This is a genomic window from Shewanella aestuarii (genome assembly GCF_014647215.1).
Lineage (GTDB): Bacteria > Pseudomonadota > Gammaproteobacteria > Enterobacterales > Shewanellaceae > Shewanella > Shewanella aestuarii.
The window spans coordinates 400,819-419,758 of the sequence record NZ_BMOT01000002.1 but is presented as its reverse complement, the minus strand read 5'-3'; the positions used below and the strand labels follow the sequence as shown (position 1 = coordinate 419,758).

The 18,940-nt window shown below is 41.6% G+C and carries 14 protein-coding genes; 6 read left to right on the top strand and 8 right to left on the bottom strand.

The genetic code is table 11. The features are described 5' to 3' along the window. Positions 1-6 precede the first annotated feature (6 nt). Positions 7-645 (bottom strand): glutathione S-transferase family protein, encoded by a 639-nt coding sequence (locus IEY03_RS05695; protein WP_188840382.1) that lies wholly within the window; start codon positions 643-645, stop codon positions 7-9. An 85-nt stretch (positions 646-730) separates the two neighbouring features. After that, the gene (locus IEY03_RS05690; RefSeq protein ID WP_188840381.1) at positions 731-3,295 is read right to left on the bottom strand and encodes a TonB-dependent receptor; all 2,565 of its coding nucleotides are present in this window, start codon (positions 3,293-3,295) and stop codon (positions 731-733) included. A gap of 245 nt (positions 3,296-3,540) precedes the next feature. Here IEY03_RS05690 and IEY03_RS05685 point away from each other — a divergent pair, with 245 nt between their 5' ends. From IEY03_RS05685 to IEY03_RS05675, 3 genes are all read left to right on the top strand, one after another. Next, positions 3,541-4,803, top strand: a complete 1,263-nt coding sequence (locus IEY03_RS05685) for an Nramp family divalent metal transporter (RefSeq protein WP_346055924.1) — start codon at positions 3,541-3,543, stop codon at positions 4,801-4,803. A gap of 215 nt (positions 4,804-5,018) precedes the next feature. Then, the gene (locus IEY03_RS05680; protein WP_188840380.1) at positions 5,019-5,483 is read left to right on the top strand and encodes a YehS family protein; all 465 of its coding nucleotides are present in this window, start codon (positions 5,019-5,021) and stop codon (positions 5,481-5,483) included. A gap of 176 nt (positions 5,484-5,659) precedes the next feature. After that, positions 5,660-7,348 carry an NAD-dependent malic enzyme gene (locus tag IEY03_RS05675; RefSeq protein ID WP_188840379.1) on the top strand — a complete coding sequence of 563 codons (1,689 nt, stop codon included), beginning with the start codon at positions 5,660-5,662 and terminating at the stop codon, positions 7,346-7,348. Between the two features lie 83 nt (positions 7,349-7,431). On the opposite strand, the gene IEY03_RS05670 is transcribed toward IEY03_RS05675, so the two are convergent. Then, positions 7,432-7,860 carry a DUF3069 domain-containing protein gene (locus tag IEY03_RS05670; RefSeq protein WP_188840378.1) on the bottom strand — a complete coding sequence of 143 codons (429 nt, stop codon included), beginning with the start codon at positions 7,858-7,860 and terminating at the stop codon, positions 7,432-7,434. An 18-nt stretch (positions 7,861-7,878) separates the two neighbouring features. Then, positions 7,879-8,385 (bottom strand): phosphatase PAP2 family protein, encoded by a 507-nt coding sequence (locus tag IEY03_RS05665; protein ID WP_188840448.1) that lies wholly within the window; start codon positions 8,383-8,385, stop codon positions 7,879-7,881. A gap of 284 nt (positions 8,386-8,669) precedes the next feature. Between IEY03_RS05665 and IEY03_RS05660 the strand changes: the two genes are divergently transcribed. Then, the gene (locus tag IEY03_RS05660; protein ID WP_188840377.1) at positions 8,670-10,547 is read left to right on the top strand and encodes a tetratricopeptide repeat-containing diguanylate cyclase; all 1,878 of its coding nucleotides are present in this window, start codon (positions 8,670-8,672) and stop codon (positions 10,545-10,547) included. On the opposite strand, the gene IEY03_RS05655 is transcribed toward IEY03_RS05660, so the two are convergent. Continuing rightward, entirely contained in the window at positions 10,544-11,323 is a 780-nt protein-coding gene (locus tag IEY03_RS05655) for a substrate-binding periplasmic protein (protein ID WP_188840376.1), read from the bottom strand. The two genes, IEY03_RS05660 and IEY03_RS05655, sit on opposite strands and share 4 nt — an antisense overlap. 120 nt (positions 11,324-11,443) lie before the next feature. On the opposite strand from IEY03_RS05655, the gene queG reads away from it, so the two are divergent. Continuing rightward, a complete protein-coding gene (gene queG / locus IEY03_RS05650) occupies positions 11,444-12,661 on the top strand; it encodes a tRNA epoxyqueuosine(34) reductase QueG (RefSeq protein ID WP_188840375.1) in 1,218 nt (405 codons plus the stop codon). Positions 12,662-12,739: 78 nt separating this feature from the next. Here queG and metE read toward each other — a convergent pair whose 3' ends face one another. Next, positions 12,740-15,031, bottom strand: a complete 2,292-nt coding sequence (metE, locus tag IEY03_RS05645; protein WP_188840374.1) for a 5-methyltetrahydropteroyltriglutamate--homocysteine S-methyltransferase — start codon at positions 15,029-15,031, stop codon at positions 12,740-12,742. Positions 15,032-15,185: 154 nt separating this feature from the next. Between metE and IEY03_RS05640 the strand changes: the two genes are divergently transcribed. Continuing rightward, complete coding sequence (locus tag IEY03_RS05640; RefSeq protein ID WP_188840373.1) at positions 15,186-16,088, top strand: LysR family transcriptional regulator; 903 nt, start codon at positions 15,186-15,188, stop codon at positions 16,086-16,088. Here IEY03_RS05640 and IEY03_RS05635 read toward each other — a convergent pair. Together IEY03_RS05635 and IEY03_RS05630 are read right to left on the bottom strand one after the other, a co-directional pair. Further along, a complete protein-coding gene (locus IEY03_RS05635) occupies positions 16,071-16,811 on the bottom strand; it encodes an HDOD domain-containing protein (RefSeq protein ID WP_188840372.1) in 741 nt (246 codons plus the stop codon). The genes IEY03_RS05640 and IEY03_RS05635 overlap by 18 nt on opposite strands. A gap of 143 nt (positions 16,812-16,954) precedes the next feature. Beyond that, positions 16,955-18,934, bottom strand: a complete 1,980-nt coding sequence (locus IEY03_RS05630) for a TonB-dependent receptor (protein WP_188840371.1) — start codon at positions 18,932-18,934, stop codon at positions 16,955-16,957. Positions 18,935-18,940: the final 6 nt, after the last annotated feature.

The window sequence follows — 18,940 nt, the reverse complement described above, 5'->3', positions numbered from 1 at the left end:
TGCAGATTATTCAGCTTGTTCTGCTTTGGCAATAGCTTCTGTTTTTTCTAATACCGCCACCAATGCCGGACGAGTTTGTACTCGCGCCAGATAAGCACTCAGTTTAGGTGGAATCGTTTGTTTAAAGGCGGTTGCCCACATTAATGTTTGTGTTAATAGCACATCCGCAACGGTAAATTGCTCACCTAATAAATACCCCGACTCAGGCACCCAAGATTCAGCTATCTTTGCTGCCCGGTCAAATTCAAATGTGGCCACCGGCAACATGGTGGTTAATCGCTGCTCTTCTGGTAAGGCAAAGCGATGTTTACCCATACTCCATAATGCTTGCTCAAGCTCGCAGATAACAAAGCTGACCCACTCTTCATGTTTCGCAGATTGCTCAGTACCTGGTTGAGGTAAAAATTGTCCTTTACCATATTTTTCAGCTAGATAACGTAAAATAGCTGCCGATTCGGTTAATACTAGATTCCCGTCTTCAATCACTGGCATTTTGCCACTAGGATTTAACGCAAGAAAATCCTTGCTGCGATTATCTCCCTTTGCAAAATTAATGAACCTAAACCGCCATTCAACGTTTAACTCTTCAAGTAACCATGAAACCCGTAATGCACGACTGCGTGGCGTGCCATGTAAAGTGATCATTTTATCTACCTAGTTTCGAATTAATAAAAAACCCACATTACTGAGTTAAGCTAATGTGGGCAATCGTTTTCATACAAGGTTAATTCTAGAACTTCATGCTGACTTTAGTGTAAACAAATCGTCCTAATGGATTGTGAACTCCCATTGCATAACCGTATAAATCGGCATCACCATCGCCAATGGCAAATGATGGCGACTCGTCAAATACGTTATTCACGCCAACTGACAATTTAAACATGTCATTGAAACGATATGAACCTGACATATCAACTAACAACTGTGAATCAACAGTACGCGTTTTATTATAATCTTCAAACTCGCCTGTGTAGCTAAAATTGATGTTAGCGGCAAAGTCATCTTTGTTCCAATTGGTTGTTGCTAACCAACGGTGCTGTGGATATTCATACTGACCAGTGTAATCTATGGTGTTGCTATCCACTTCTTTTTCAAAACTGATTAAATAGCTGTACTCTACGCCAAATTTAATATCGCCGAAGCTATTTAAGCCAAGGTTATAATGGGTAGATAAATCCACACCTTGAACTTCTTGAGAACCAATATTCACAAAAGCAGATTTAATGACATCAATTGAACCATAAGTTTCGCCAGCTTGTGGAGTATTGCGTAAACAAATAGAACTGTTTTGATCATTACAATTTTCATCGTAAAGATCTTGGTTTTGTAGAGAGTCAATCTTATTGTCTTGAACAATATTAAATAGATCGAAACCAATATCAAATGCTTGGCTTGGTGCCCAAATCATCCCTATGTTCCAAGTTTCTGATTCCTCAGCATCTAGGTTAGGGTTACCCGCAAACACAAAATTATAGTCCAATAACTCACAATCTACGTTATCAGCAGCACAACGATAACTATCAACTAAGAAATCACTTTTTTCTGATGGGCCTAAGCCAATTTGGGCTAATGAAGGTGCACGGAATCCAGTTGACCATGATCCCCTCGCCGTTAATTCATCAAGAATACCCCATTGGAAGGCGACTTTAGGGTTGGTGGTTGAACCAAAATCACTGTAATTGTCATAGCGACCGGCTAACTGTAATTCAAAATTATCCGCAACCGGAATTGAAAACTCCACATATGCCGCATATTGATCTCGTGAACCATAAGCTGAAACCGCTTCAGTACCAAAAATCAGACCGCGTCGGAACTGTTCATCAGGAACATCACTGACACTCTCTTCACGGTATTCAGCACCAGCAGCCATCATAATATCGCGATCAGCGATCGTGAATGCTTGGCCTGTAATGCTCGCATCATAAGCTGTGATACTTGACTTACCTTGTCTAACTAAACTGGTGGTAATGCGATCTATTACATCTTGCGAATTAACCGTTGCCCCAAATGGGTTATAATTTCCGGCATCAATTTCTGCTTGTAAATAGTCGGTTCTTACCCATCCTTGCGAACGGTCACCTGATTGAGTTGATTCACTACGACCGCGTTGAGCCGAAACCTCCCAATCCCAATCATTCACAACACCACGAAGACCAGCGACAATTCGCATAGTATCAGACTCAATATCCCAGCGACGCGCTCCAGCATCGACGGTACGATAACGACCGATTTCAATATCTTGTCCAAATGGATTATTAGGATGTGAACCTGGTACAGTCAAGCCTGCATCTTCATCTAATGGCGTTGGTGCACCACCCGCTTCAGAAGTATTATGTTGTACAGATAATTCTAAAAATGCTGTTAAATCCTCACCTAACATATAATCAAACTGGCCTATCGCACCAACGCGCTCTGAGGTTGGAATGGTTAAATTGTAAGGGCCATAATCAAATAAACAGCTACCACTTGCGGTCGCATTTTCAGGAGGACAATCAGGGTCTATGGTTTTTACGCCATTAACATAAAAGTATCCTGGGTAACCACGTGATGAGCGATAATCTTCACCACCGTATGGCGATTGATTCGCTGTACCAAATCGTCCCATATCTTCCGCAGATAAAGTACCGTTAGTAAAGTAATCTAAAATAATCGATGCACTACCTTTATCCGCTTTAACGCCCCACACTAAGCTAGCTGTAGTTTCATCATATCCTGTGCCACTGTCATCGCCGTAACCTAAATTAACTTCAATACCTTCAATATCTTTCTTTAATACAATATTGACCACACCGGCAATCGCATCTGAACCATAAATAGCTGAAGCACCATCTTTTAAAATGTCGATACGTTCGATAGCCGAGACTGGAATGTTATTAATGTCTACGAAGGAGTTTGAGATCCCTTCAGCAAACGCACTATTGCCAACTCTTCGGCCATTAATTAATACTAATGTTGCATCAGGACCTAAGCCACGTAAGCTGATAGATGCACCGCCATTTGCGGTTGAATCTTGACTGTTGCCGCGAGTAGAAAAAGCACCAGAGCCATTGGCTGGCATACGCTCTAATAATTGTTGTAGGTTATCAAACCCCATGTTAGCAATGTCATCTTTATTGAGCGATTGTACTGGAGATGGGCCTTCTACATCAGTACGCTTAATGCGAGAGCCAGTCACTTCTATACGTTCAACTTTAGCTTCTTGAGCTTCAGCGGCTTGAGTGGCAATAGAGATGGGCATTAACGCCAAAGAGATAGCAACAGCGGATGCACTGCGCAATAGTTGAGGTCTTTTCATAATCTTCCTTAATATAATTTAGTATTTTTATTCTTGCACTTAAATGCGATGTAAAGTGAAGGCTTGCTGAAAAATCCAAGCCACCACTAAACTAGAGCGTTATGGTAAAAAGTCAATCATCTAAAACAGAAATTGTTGCCTTTTTGTATCAAACCGAGGTTTTACTTAACATCTTGTTGTGGCAAGCTAACACTATAAAATAAAAGATAATTTAATATTAATAAATGAGACAGCAGACAATAGAAATGCCAAACCCTTCAACCCGTGCAGCAAAGGAAACAAAATTGTTACATTTAGTATCTGGGCTTGGACCAGGTATTTTGATGGCGGCCGCTGCCATTGGCGCATCTCATTTAGTTGCATCAACCAGAGCAGGAGCCGAGTTCGGCTGGCAATTAGCTTGGTTAGTATTGGCGGTTAATCTGCTCAAGTATCCTTTTTTTGCCGCAGGGGCTCGCTATACTGCGGCAACCGGCGAAAGTTTGCTGCATGGATATTTACGTCAAGGAAAGAGTTATCTGGCGCTATTTACTGGGCTCAATGTGATTGCTGCTATCGCGAGTACCGCTGGGGTTTGTATGTTAACCGCAGCCATGTTGACGCAATTTATTCCCCTTTCAATTGATATTCTGGCCTTTTTGGTATTGATTAGCTCACTTCTGCTACTCATCTTAGGCCATTACAAATGGTTAGATGGTGTCACTAAAGTGATCATGCTTATCTTAACTCTAACCACATTAATCGCCGTTTCACTGGCGTTCACTAACCAATGGGGACAACCTACGCCAACTTCAGCCGCAGACGCCTGGCAATGGGCAAATGTCGGTTTTCTGGTTGCGATGATGGGCTGGATGCCCGCCCCTATAGAGGTTAGCGCATGGAATTCTTTATGGTTGCTCGAAAAGAAAAAAACGCAATGGGTTACACCAGAGCAGGCGTTATTTGACTTCAATTTAGGCTATATCACCACCGCTATTCTAGCGATTGTGTTTTTGGCATTAGGCGCTTTGGTTATGCATGGCTCTGGCGAACAGTTTTCAAATTCCGGCGCTCAATTTGCCAATCAATTAATCCATTTATACAGTCAGGTGATGGGCGAAGACACACGCTACTTAATTGGCATTGTGGCTTTTTTATGTATTTTCAGTACCACTGTTACCGTAATAGACGGTTACAGCCGCACCCTGAATATGGGCTGGCAACTCTTAGCCAAACAGCCAGACAACCCAAACAGACTCAATCTAATTATGATAGCGGTCAGTGCGTTAGGTTTAGGGCTAATCTTGTTTTTTAAGGGCGCGTTACTTCCGTTATTAGAGTTTGTAATGATACTGGCGTTTATGACCACGATTATTTTTGCGGGACTCAATTTCAAACTGATGGTGTCAAAACATTTACCCGAAGCACAACGCTATGGTGCAAAAATGCGTATCCTGTCATGGGTAGGATTACTCTACTTAATCGGTTTCGCCTTAGTATTTATTTATTGGTATAGCACTTCACATTGAACTGGTATTGGTCATCAACAACATAGCGCGTACCAATATTCATTTTAGCTGCATGATTGAGTGCATACCTTTAGCGCTGACGCGGTTACCTGAACTAAATAATCCTGACTATTGAGAAATTGGCATAATACATAAGCAAGCTGGGTAAATTGCGATATACTATAGCGGCAAATTAGTGCATCCACATAACTCGCGCAGCCGCGCCAGAGAGAACTATGATAAACAACGATATTCTTCGCCGTATTCGATTCATCTTCGACTTGTCTAACGCTCAGGTTAGCAGTGTTTTTGCTAAAGCCAATGCCGATGTCGCCACTGATAAAGTGATTGCGATGCTTAAAAAAGAAGAAGAGGAAGGATATCAAGCAATTAACGACACATTAATGTGTCAGTTTTTAGATGGTTTTATCATCCATAATCGTGGTTTACAAGAAGGTGCTGAAGTTCCTAAGCCCGTTAAAAACTTGACCAACAACTTGATGTTCAAAAAATTACGTGTAGCACTTACCCTACGTGAAGAAGATATTCTAGCAATGCTAACGTTAGCAGATTTCAGCATGACTAAGTCTGAATTAGGCGCACTGTTCCGTAATCCTGAGCATAAAAACTACAAAGCCTGCGGCGATCAAATATTGAGAAACTTCCTAAAGGGATTATCAATCAAACATCGCGGTAAATAGGTTTTACTCAAAAATGCACAGCCAGAGCTGTGCATTTTTGTCTTTTGGATTAAATTCAAACAATCTGCTATCAAAAAAAGTGTGAAATTCATCACTTAACAGACCACAATAAATGCTAGTCATGTTAATCTACTTCTCTATTGAACCTATCAAACAACTCACAATAAAGGTTACCCATGGACGATACTAAACGCCCCCTCTATCTTCCTTTTGCCGGCCCTGCCATTTTAGAATCTCCGCTACTGAATAAAGGCACTGCATTTACAGAAGATGAACGAATTTCGTTTAACCTTGAAGGCTTGTTACCTTGGGTAATTGAAACCATTGACGAACAAGTCGCCCGTGCGTATCAGCAGTTCACTAACTTTACCAATGACCTAGATAAACACATTTATCTGCGTAATATTCAAGATACCAACGAAACACTGTTTTACTCACTGGTACGTAATAATATCAGTGAAATGATGCCTATCATTTATACGCCTACCGTAGGTTTAGCATGTGAGCGCTTTTCAAAAAACTATCGTCGTAATCGTGGCTTATTTATTTCATACCCAAACAAAGACCGCATCGATGACATTTTAAATAACTCAACCCGTCACAAAGTTAAAGTGATAGTGGTAACCGATGGCGAGCGAATTTTAGGCTTAGGTGATCAGGGCATTGGTGGCATGGGTATTCCGATTGGAAAACTGTCACTTTATACTAGCTGTGGCGGGATCAGTCCGGCCTACTGCCTTGCGGTAACCTTAGATGTCGGAACCGATAACCCACAATTACTAGAAGATCCTATGTATATGGGTTGGCGTCATCAGCGTATTGGCGGCGATGAATATAAAGAGTTTGTTGAAGCATTTATGCAAGCGGTTAACCGCAGATGGCCTGATGCATTGATTCAATTTGAAGATTTTGCCCAAAAAAATGCCATGCCACTGCTTGAGCGATACAAAGACCAATATTGTTGTTTTAACGACGATATTCAAGGCACGGCAGCCGTAACGGTTGGCTCATTATTAGCCGCCAGTAAAGCGGCTAATACTCAATTAAGCAAACAGCGCATTGTATTTTTAGGTGCGGGTAGCGCCGGTTGCGGTATTGCAGAAGCGATTATCGCCCAGATGGTGTCTGAAGGCATTAGTGATCAGCAAGCTCGTTCACAAGTCTTTATGGTAGACCGTTGGGGCTTATTACTTGACAACATGCCTAACCTACTCCCATTTCAAACTAACTTAGCACAGAAGTTAGATACCGTAGAAAAGTGGGATAATTATAGCGATAACGTATCGTTATTACATGTCGTCAATAATGCCAAACCAACCGTATTAATTGGCGTTTCTGGTGCGCCTGGGTTATTCACTGAAGACATTATTAGAGCAATGCACAGCCACTGCCCGCGTCCTATTGTCTTTCCATTATCAAACCCAACCAGCCGTGTTGAAGCCACGCCAAAAGACATTTTACATTGGACATCTGGCCAAGCACTTGTTGCCACGGGTAGTCCATTTGAACCTGTGGTGGTGAATGGGGAAACTTTCGAAATAGCTCAATGTAATAACAGCTTCATCTTCCCAGGTATTGGCTTAGGTGTGTTATCTTGCGGCGCTACACGAGTTTCTGATGAAATGCTGATGGCTTCTAGCCGTGCCTTATCTGAATGTTCTCCACTGGGGACAACGGGTGAAGGTTCGTTACTGCCTAAACTAGAAGATATTCACAAAGTCAGTAAATACATTGCGTTTGCGGTGGCAAAAGTGGCTATTGAGCAAGGCTTAGCCTTACCTTGCACCGATGAACTATTACAGCAAGCCATTGATAATAATTTCTGGCAACCTGAGTATCGTCGTTACCGCCGTACAGCCTTCTAATCAAAATGCCTGCATAGCGATATAAAAAATCCCAGTAATTGATTACTGGGATTTTTATTTAAACCAAGATATTAAAAAAGAGCTTATTTGGCCATGACCTTTTTAAAGCTATTGAGCATTACTCTGTCGGTGCGAGCTTTTTTCAATTTGCGCAAACACTCGCGTAATGATTGTTCAGCTAAACGACCAAACACGCCATCATATTCTTTATCGTTCATTTCTTCTTCAGTATCATTACTATCGGCAATTTCTTGGGCAACACGGCTCAGTTGCATCCAGGCATTGGCAATGTAAAACCCATGAAATTCGGCCTGAGATATAAGCTTTTGTGCGCTTGGGGGAAGTTTGTTCCATGCCTGACTAAATGCGTGCGCCTTATCAGCAATCAACTCTTCAAACATGCCTTCGTAAGCTTCTTTTAAACCATCAGGCAGTTGATCCATTGGCAGCACTTTGTTTGCCACGTTATAACACACTGTTTTTGCCGTTTCTTTATAGGTTTGCTCAACCATGATTACACCTTCTTTCAATTAAAAACGCCCGCTAATTAACACACCATACGTGCCATTATTCGCCAAGGGGATAATACTAATATCTTCATAAGGATCGGTAAAATACCACCCTGCTAGCATACCAATTGCAGCGCCAGCTAACACATCTTCAATGTGATGTTTATCACTCGCCACCCGAGTGTAAGCCACATAAGATGCGGCAATATAAGATGGTACGCCGTATTCCCAACCATAACGTTGATTGATAAAAGTTGCTGCCGCAAAACTATCCGCTGTATGGCCTGATGGGAAAGAGTCATTGCCACTGCCATCGGGCCTTTGTTTATCAACGCCCCACTTTAATGCTTCAACAACCACTCGACTAGACACACCAGCTTGCACTAATTGCCACGTTCCTTGATAGTCATCCTCTACCGTTAAAGCCGCTGCTAGTGCAGCTGCGGGTAATGCGATATGAAGCGCATCACCTGAGGTTTCAAGATTGCCTTTAGCCACTCCTGAAAATGAGGTAAAACAAAAAGCCATCAAGATCAGGCGCACAATAATTGTAAAATTCATAGCAGTATTCTTTTAACAGCAGGTAAGATAATCGCGACGTTATACGCTTCAGCGCTTTAAATTGCAAACAGACGCCTTAATACCAAAAGGCTGAACAGCTTTACAACCAGTTACATTAGGGCAATATTTGTAATAAATTTGTTAAGTATCAGGTTAGCAGTTACAATTGTTAGGCTAAACATTAAATATGTTTGAACAATTTTGATTGTTTTATAAAAATAAAAATAAAAATCATTAAGTGGCCAATAATATTGAATAATCGAATCTCAAGTATTTTTAGCATCGCCTTGCTATTCACTTTATTATCATCTCAAGCTGTTAATGCTGAGTATTATGACAATGCTCGGGCGGATGAAATTTATCAAAAATTTGAACTTGTAAATTACAATGAAAAAGAAGTTGATGCCTTATTAGCTGAATACAAGAGTATTATTGCCAATGATGATGAAGTCCGTCAAAAACTATTAATCCGCTTAACCTGTTGGAATCAACCTTCAGAGACGCCTGAAGAACTTCTTAAAGCGATTGAGTATGCTGAGCAACAGTTACTTATTTATGCAGAACCCTACCCCTCTGAAATCAATACCGATTTACTTCTCTGTTTAGGCAATTACAAACAATATGCGGGTCAATTAGATGGCGCGTTAAAAGATCTGTCAACTGCGATCAGTAATGCTTATGAACTTGAAAGCCCCAGATTAATTGTCGATGGACGCAGTATTCGTGGAGCAATGCAATCATATCAAGGCGATTACGCCACCGCCTTAGAAGACCTGATTACCGCACAGCACCTTTATGAAAAGCTCAATGTAACCTACTGGGCAAATGATAATTTAAACAATCTCGCGGCCAGCTATCGTCGCTTTGGCGATCCTGAAACCGCAATAAAATATCAAATGAAACTGGAACAAACATACTTAACCTCCGGCATGCTATTTGAAGCCGACAACGTTAATGTGCAAATTGCTTTTTCACTAGAAGAACTAGGACGTTTACAAGAATCCACCGAGCGTTTTTATAAATCGTTAAAATTTTGGCAATCTAAAAAAGAAACTAATGCCGTCGCTAGCACCAAAGTGAATATTGCAGGCAACCTTATTAAGCAAGGACAAGTAGACAAAGCCTTAACACTGCTAAAAGAGGCTGAACCTCATATACCTGTGGAATATGATGGTCAGCATAGCTTTTTGAGCTTATTTTTTGCCGAAGCTTATTTCACAAAAAATGAGCTGGATAACGCACTTGAGCACAGCAAGAAAGCCTCTATCGATTTCAAACGAGGGGGGAATCGACGAGGCGAAAGTAAAAATCTGCGACTACAAAGCCAAATTTATTATGCTAAAGGTGATATTGAAAATGCCTATAAAAGCTTAACGGCCTTTTTAGAGATGCACCTTTCATTAGACAAACAAATTATGTCTGATAGAAATGCAGAAATGCAGACCCGATTTAACACAGATAAAGTGCTTGATGAAAATGAAAACTTACTAAAAGCCACCACAGATAAAGAGTTGCAGTTGCAAATAATGCAGCGCAACGAAAGTTTACAGATAGTGATTATCATTCTGGTTGCAATAATTCTAATCATAGTATCAGTATTTGCATATAAGCAGTTAAAACGTAAGCGCAAATACCAAAACTTAGCATTAACAGACGAGTTAACCAGCTTATCAAATCGCCGTGCTATCTATAGCCAAAGTGACAATTTTATTAAACATGCAAAACTGTCGCGTCAGCCATTTTCGATTATCTTATTTGATGCGGATCATTTTAAACAAGTGAATGATAAATTTGGCCACGATATAGGCGACAAAGTGCTAGTGAAGTTGGCTTCATTAACTATGGGAATGATGCGAGAAACCGATGTCGTCGGTCGTGTGGGTGGTGAAGAGTTTTTAGTTCTGTTACCTAATATTACCCACAATACCGCAATGGAAATAGCTCAACGCTTACTAGACTGCATTGCTAATTATGACTGGAGTCATATTGCACCAGACCTACATCAAACAGTGAGTGCCGGTGTTGCTAGCCTTGAGAATGAAGCCGAGTTATCGCCGTTGTTGTTGAAAGCAGATACCGCTTTGTACAAAGCTAAATCTGCTGGTAGAAATTGCGTAAAAAGTGCTTAATGACCCACAGCAAATAATTTGGGCTCATTTGGGTGTAAGTCGGTTTCAAACCACTTTTGATATAGCGCGGTATATTCAGGGGTTTGCATATATTTGACGAGAGCTTGGTGCCATTGCTGAACAAGCTCAGGTGAGGTACCGTCAGAAAATGCCAAATAAATTGCCAATGGTTTAATTTGATATGCCATTCTGACATCTGATTTATTTTTACCTATTTGATTTAAAGTATAAGGCACGCCTAAATCTGCCTGACACCAAAAGCGCACTCTAGATAACAATAACTGCTTTGCCGTTTGCTCTGGATAACTGGCCACGGCCAACTGTTTAGGATGTGTTTGCCCTAAGGTTTGCTGGCAATCACCATCGCGATATACTCCAATACTGCCCTGATTAGTCATACCATTTAAATCTTGCAATTGAATAGCATCATCTTTTCGTACAAATATCCCCATACTGCCTTCTGCAATCGGGCCCACAAATGAAAATTGATTAAGCCGTTGTTGATTTTTAGACATGGCAATTAACAAAACGTTTTTACGTGATTGCCCGAGTTGATTAGCCCGTGCCCAAGGCAAAAATACAATTGGCTCAGTGTGGGATAATTGTTGCTGCAAGGTCTGAGTTAACTCAATCGCATAGCCTGTAGGTTTATCATTAATACGGTAACTCATAGGTGCCCAATCTTCGGCAATGACCATCAAGGGTTCTTCTGCTATGGTTTGATTGCTATGCAATAAAACCAGCATACACCCTAACGAATTAATAAGTTGCTTCAATAACCACTCCAAAGTCTGTAAGACAGAAACCTCATCACTCCGTTTGATGAAAAAAAACGATAGTCCGTTAGAGATAGCGTATAATCAGCAGGAAAACTCACTCAAACTGAACGATAAATCATGTCTGATAGTACCGCCTCGTTGACGTCTCAAATGCCACATTCAGTATTAAGTGTAAACCAACTTGCCAAGCTTGCTCGACAAATTAAGCAATGGGGAAAAGAGTTGGGATTTGCGCATATTGGCATTACCGATGTCGACCTATCTGAACATGAAGCCGAACTTCAAGTCTGGTTGGATAAAGGTTATCACGGCGACATGGGGTACATGGCTAATCACGGTATGATGCGTGCGAGGCCTGCTGAACTTCATCCCGGTTGCATTAGGGTGATTAGTGCTCGCATGGATTATTTACCTCCTGATGCGGGCTTTGCAAGTAACTTAACCGATCCTAATTTAGGTTATATTTCACGTTACGCAGGGGGTCGTGATTACCATAAACTTATGCGTCAACGCCTTAAGAAACTCGGCGATAAAATCGATGCCCACTGTAAAGCACTTGATGTTAACGACACAGACTTTCGACCTTTTGTGGACTCAGCGCCCATATTAGAGCGCCCTCTTGCCGCAAAAGCTGGACTAGGTTGGACAGGTAAACATTCTTTGATTTTGCACCCAGATGCTGGCAGTTGGTTTTTTTTAGGCGAGTTATTAATTAATCTGCCATTACCGACAGATATCCCAATAGCCGAGGGTTGTAACACTTGTGTAGCGTGCATAAAATCATGCCCTACAGATGCTATCGTCGCGCCGTATGTCGTTGATGCTAGACGCTGTATTTCCTATTTAACCATTGAGCTGCAAACTGCCATACCTGAAGAATTTCGCCCACTAATTGGTAACCGTATTTACGGATGTGATGATTGCCAACTTGTTTGCCCTGTCAATGCCAAAGCACCATTAACTGAAGAAACTGATTTCCATACAAGACCAGCCTTACTTCAACCGGATTTACTCAGCCTGTTTGCATGGTCAGAAAAAACCTTTTTAAGTCTCACTGAAGGCAGTGCTATCCGCCGAATTGGCCACAAACAGTGGCTACGAAACATTGCTGTTGCATTAGGCAATGCCCCCGCCAATTTGACTATCATTGAAGCGCTGCAGCAAAAAGCACTTGAAGCCGATATTGGGAAGTTAGTACTAGAACACATTGAATGGGCCATTGTGCAACAACAAGCTAAACTTGCGTTACAAACCGCCGCATCGAACGCGCCTGTTAATCGAAAAACCCAACGAGTTATTCGCAGTATTCAAAAAGGCTTACCACGGGATGCGTAAGCCTTTAGCAAATTTGCATTAGATGAGATCTTGGTGCAGTTGGCTTAACAGTATCACCACACCAAAAATCAGCTTATGTTAAAATTGACGACGTAAAATTTTAGTCGCTTCAACCAGATTTTTCAGTGCGGGTTCTACTTCATCCCAGGTGCGGGTTTTTAAGCCGCAGTCGGGATTCACCCACAGTTGTTTAACAGGAATTTTATCAGCCGCTTTAGTCATTAACGTGACAATTTCTTCAACCGATGGGATGTTAGGTGAATGAATATCATATACCCCAGGCCCAATATCATTCGGATAAGCGAAGCTTTCAAATGCATTTAACAGCTCCATATGCGAGCGTGATGTTTCGATGGTTATCACATCAGCATCCATTGCTGCTATCGCTTCAATGGTGTCGTTGAACTCGCTGTAACACATGTGGGTATGAATTTGTGTCTGGTCTTCGACACCTGCAGCGGACAGTTTAAATGCATCTACAGCCCAGTTTAAATATGTCTGCCACTCGGTTTTCTTTATCGGTAAGCCTTCTCTAAACGCGGGTTCATCAATTTGAATAATCCCTATGCCAGCTTGCTCTAAATCAACCACTTCATCACGAATAGCCAATGCGATTTGATTAGCAATCGTTTCGCGGCTGATATCTTCACGGGCAAACGACCAATGTAAGATAGTCACAGGCCCTGTTAACATCCCCTTCACTGGCTTTTCAGTTAAACTTTGCGCATAGGTAGCCCATTCAACCGTCATGGCGCGAGGACGGCTTACATCACCGTAAATTAATGGCGGTTTAACACAGCGAGACCCGTAACTCTGTACCCAACCGAATTGGGTAAAACCTACACCATCAAGGTATTCTGCAAAATATTCCACCATATCATTACGTTCAGCTTCACCATGCACTAGCACATCAATGCCTAGCTTTAACTGACGTTCGATTGTGTCTTTGGTCACCAACTGCAGTTGACTTTGATATTGTTGATCACTCACCTCGCCCTTACGCCAACGGCTTCGTAGACCTCGTATAGCAGGGGTTTGTGGGAAAGAACCAATAGTCGTCGTAGGTAATAAGGGTAATTTTAGTTTTTGATGTTGGGCAAATATTCTGCTTGAAAATTCACTATCACGCTCAAAATCGTTAGCTTTAAGTTTTGCAACGCGGTCAATAACTTGCTGATCAGCATTAGCCGCTTTAGCTGCACGGCGAGACTGGCAGCGTGCAATAATCAATTGCTTGGCACGCAGATCATCATGGCCCAATAAAACCTGTAAATCATTTAGCTCAAAAAGCTTTTGCTTAGCAAACGCTAGCTGCCCCTGTAACTCAGGTATTAATTGCTGCTCACTGTCTAAATCAACCGGAGAGTGCAGCAATGAACACGAAGGCGCAATCCATAATCTATCACCCAAATCAGTTGCCACAGCTTGGATTTGCTCGGCGATCACATCAACATCTGCAGCCCACACATTGCGGCCATTAATGACCCCTAGCGACAGCACTTGATCGGTCGATAAGGTGGCAGAAAATAACCCAAGTTGATTTTTATCACTGATTAAATCTAAGTGAAGCCCCTCAACAGGTAAAGCACTGACCAAAGCGTGATGATGGGCGATAGAACCATAATAACTGGCCAATAATAAACGGACTGTTTGCGGTTTATGCTGCGCGAAAACCTGATAACTATGGCGTATCGCTTCTTGCCAATCAGCCGATAAATCGGCGGCTAGAATAGGTTCATCTAACTGCACCCAGTTCACACCTTGCTCAGCGAAGCGCGCCAAAATGTTTTGATAAGTTTCCAGTAATTGCGGCAATAAACTTAACTTGTCAAATTCGCCCACTGTTTTAGATAAATACAAATAAGTGACCGGCCCCAATAAAACTGGCTTAGCTTGGTAACCGAGAGATTGCGCCTGAGTCACTTCATCAAAAATCTGCGTATAGGCAATATTAAACCGCTGGTCTTGGCTCAGTTCAGGCACTTGATAATGATAATTGGTATTAAAAAACTTGGTCATTTCTGCCGCACAAGCATGCTGACCGCTCGGCGCTCTGCCACGCGCTACGCGAAACAATGTATCTAAGTCGATAGGGTTTTCGTTGCCTTGGCTGTCAAAATCTCGATGACGCTTAGGTATTGCATTCAATGTAGCACTAAGGGTAAGCACCTGATCATAATAGGCAAAATCACCCACAGGCAATAATTCAACTCCTGCCTGAGATTGCCAATCCCAATGCAGCTTTTTTAGCTCATCAGCTACTTGAACCAACTGACTTTGATTAATTTCACCACGCCAATACTTCTCTAAAGCAAATTTAAGTTCACGTTGACGACCGATGCGAGGGAAACCGAGATTTGTAATTTTCATACTACTTTCCTTGTGAATGAGCAAATAGTTGTTACCTTGGTGTAAAAAAATTACACAGGCGTCTGGACGTCTAGAAGTTTATTGTGCTAACCTGCAACCAAGCAATCGAATTGATTTCATCGGTAAGTTGAGTAAGTTTCATGTGGAGTGAGTAATGATAGAACTTAGACACCTTCGCACCTTAATGGCGTTAAAGGAAAGTGGCAGCTTAGCAGGAGCGGCTAAGAAACGCTTTGTAACCCAATCGGCACTTTCTCATCAGATTAAAGAATTAGAAACCCGAATTAACTCCGCTATCTTTGTGCGTAAAAGTAAGCCGCTAACCTTCACTCACGAAGGTGCCCGCCTACTTAATCTTGCTGAAGAAATTCTGCCGAAGGTAATTGCCACCGAATCTGATTTAAAGCGTGGTTTAGAAGGTGAAAACCAGCAGCTGAAATTAGGTATTGAATGCCACAGTTGCTTTAGATGGTTAATGCCAGTAATTGAGGCATTTAAGCTACAAGCGCCTGATGCTCAAATAGATATTTCTAGCCGCCATCTTTTCGACTCGTTAAATGCGCTTGAAACAGGTGGGTTAGACATAGTGTTAACCTCAGATCCGGTACCAGGACATACACTCGCCTATCAACATCTTTTTGATTTTGAAGTGAAGCTGGTTGTTGCTAACGATAATGCCTTAGCAGCGCAGGCATTTATTACGCCAGCAAACCTGGCAAAGCAAACGCTATTAACTTACCCAGTGCCATTGACTCGTTTAGATATTTACAAGCACTTTTTAGAACCCGCAGGCATTGAAATTGGTGAGCAGAAGCAATGTGATTTGACTTCAATGCTGCTTCAGCGCGTTGCATGTAATGATGGTGTAGCCGCATTGCCGACATGGTCGATTAAAGAAAGCCAAGGCTTAAGTCTGACCTCGGTAAAATTAGGGGCTGAAGGATTAAAGCGTCCACTATTTGGTGCTTATAGACGCGATGCCACTAATGCTAACTTGATTCAAAAATGGTTAGAGTTAGTGGCTCAAGAAGGGTTACAACTACAAAGGGTTAATTAGTAAACCACGTTTTGACAACACACGACGTAACAAAAGCCCTGCTGAGTCAGGGTTTGTTGTTTGTTGTAGATTGTGTGCAATCAAGAATTCATTGCGTAAATCATCATCCAATCCTAATGATTCAAATGCTTCAATAGAGAGTGTTTGTTGATGGGTTTCAAGTAAACTTTTTATGACTTTAAGCGATATAGGTCTTTCTTGTTCGCTGTTTAAATAAGCAAATGCCGTTAAGGTAATAACCTGTCCAAATACACTAAATAGGGCTAAGGTTTGCATCTCATCGGCATCAATTTTTAGGCCGTTACCCTTGTCTGTTTCTTCCCTTAACAAGCTAACAGAGTCGACTGCAATGATTTCATTCAGTTTCCAATAACCTTTAACCAACTTCTTATAAGGTTCGTCTAATTCATCTAAACGCTCTTTTAGATAAAACGAAAACGCATAACGGTAAATATTCACCTGGCCTAGGCGGATCAGCGCATCTTTGATACTACGATTTTTTGTTGATACCAACCCCGCTGTTACAGCTGTGTTACTGCGTAACAATAAGTGAGCCGCCAACGCCGGATCTTCAGACACAATATCAATAATAATCTTTATATTAGCTTCATTGATTAATGCTTTTTTTAACGGCACAAGAATACCGCGACGTCCGATCACCTGGTCTTCATTACGAATAATCGCACTAACTTGAGTTAATACTCTTTGCTCAAGATTTGTCATAAGCCACTATCACCTTAATTATTTATACGTATTTTGGCTGTTGGCAAAACAATATCATAAAAAAGCCAACAAGAAACTCGTTGGCTTAATTAAAGTATAGTCGCTTTCTAAATTACTAATAATAGTATTTAAATAACTAACGCTTAAAAACGATATCCTGCCGTTAAACGGATATTACGCCCATCACCTGGATAATAGCCACTGCCCCATGCAGAATAGTAACCTGCGCTGACATAGTCTTCGTCTAGCAAGTTATCAAGACGTAAACTTGCAGTCCACTGAGATTGCGTATAATTAAGGGCGATATTTGTCAGTACATAGCTATCTAATTTAGCATCAACATTGGCATTATCACCTTCCATAAAGCGCTCTCCAGTATAAATACCTTCAGCAAAAACTTGCCAGTTTTCGGCAAAGTCATAACTGATATAACCGCGACCACTGTGTTTAGCTACCCATGACAGCGCCTTGCCATCATTCGCACCTTCGGTAAATTCAGCATCAATGTAGTCATAGGACAAACCTAATAGCCAGTTTGGAGTAACCTGCACATCATAGCTTGGGCTGATGCCATATCGACGCGAAGCATCCGCGTTTACGTTAGCACCATTAAAACCACCACCAATTGGTTTTGGCGCACTAGGATCCCAAATAATTTCATCTTCTAAATCAAGTTGAAACACATTTAGCTTAAGGCTATGAATGTCATTAATATAATCCCAACCTGCCTCGTACGAGCGGCCAACTTGTGGTTTTAACCCCACAGTGCCTGGAGAGGTATAAGCTTGCTCGTCCACTTTAGCAAAACGGAAGTTATCATCGGCGCGCACGTATAAACGGTGAGCCGTATTTGGACGATAATTTAAGCCTAACTCAAAGGCATTTTCATCTTGATCTAAATCGATACCGTTCGGATAGACATTGCCATCGACTAACTCATCTTCAGCTTTAGCATAACGACCACCTACGACATACGATAATGAGGTTGTTAACGGAACGCTTGCCTGAATATAAGCACTGCTTTGAGTTTGTTGATTGCTTCTGCCCCAGCTGAAAGTAGACTCACCAAGGTTATAATCGATACCTGTGATGATTTTTAACTCGCCATTTTTCACTTGATAATTGGCTACCGCTTTTGGGGAAATCGACAATAGCGTGCGGTCATTACGACCATAACCACCCCATTGAATATTGGTGTTATTACTGTCGCTATAGCTCACATCCGCGCCTAGGGTCCAGGTATCAGACATTTGATAATGATAACCACTGCGTAAAGCGGTAGTCATTTCATGGATATAATCCCCTTTGTTCCATGGGTTTGACTGGCGAGGATTTTGATCCAGCTGATCCTTTGATAATGAACCTGGGGTTTTACGATCATTATCAAAGTAGTTTGCTTCAACATAAAAATCTTCAACTTGAGTCTTATATTGTAAACGGCCTAAAATCGAACTGGTTTTATTTGCATTATCATCACGATAGTTGTCAGATTCGTTATAGTTGCCCGCTAGGTAATATTGCCAAGTATCATTAATCGCACCGGACACATCACCTTTGGCTTCAAACGTATCAAAACTCCCCGCAGACAATGCCAGACCACCACCTGTACTTGTAGGTGTTTTGGTAATGATGTTAATTACCCCACCTACCGCTTGATCGCCATATAACACCCCAGAACTGCCCGATAAAATTTCAACGCGCTCAATTTGGTTCAGTGAAATGGCACTGATACTTGGTGCCGCAATATCAATATTATTCAATCTGCGACCATCAACCAAAATAAGGGTATTATTTGCCGCTTGTGATGCGCTAAAACCACGCATTGAGAATACTGGACCAGTATTGTTATTTGAAATTTGAATACCGCTTTGTCCACGTAATAAATCACCTAAATTGGTGGCACCGCTCATTTGAATTTCAGCGGCATCAATCACGTTTACATTGGCGGCAATATTTAAGGGTGAATCAACACTACGGCCTATAACTACCATAGTGTCTTCTGATTGAGACTTGACATCATTTACGTTTGTTGGCGCATCAGCGGCAAACGTAAGTAAAGAAAGACTTGAAAGTCCGAGAATAGCGCTTAATGACAAGGCTAATTTTGTTGGATTAATACCCATTTACCT